Source organism: Xanthomonas sp. LF07-6, assembly GCF_034105445.1.
Lineage (GTDB): Bacteria > Pseudomonadota > Gammaproteobacteria > Xanthomonadales > Xanthomonadaceae > Xanthomonas_A > Xanthomonas_A sontii.
The window spans coordinates 1-268 of record NZ_JAXGGI010000050.1 but is presented as its reverse complement, the minus strand read 5'-3'; the positions used below and the strand labels follow the sequence as shown (position 1 = coordinate 268).

Sequence of the window (268 nt, the reverse complement as noted above, 5' to 3'; positions counted from 1 at the left end):
ACGCGAGGAGTTCACCGAGGTCAGCGCGTTGTCGATGATGCTCAACGCCTTCTGCGCGCCCTGGAAGGTCGAGATGTCCACGTCCTTCAGGAAGTTGGTGGTGCCCGCGGCGGCAGTGGCGGTGGCGGCGATGCCGCTCTGGTCGAAGGTGATGCCGGTGGCACCGGTGGCCGAGCCCGCGGTGAACGAGAAGTCCTGACCGCCCTTGACCGATTCCAGCTTCAGCTTGTTGCTGCTGTCCACCGAGGCGTACACGCCGGTCTGGGCC

Annotated in this window: 1 pseudogene; it reads right to left on the bottom strand. The window is 66.0% G+C overall.

Features of this window, described 5'->3' with window-relative positions:
• Positions 1-268, bottom strand: a pseudogene (locus SLW56_RS20830) (flagellin type B); the annotation flags it as partial.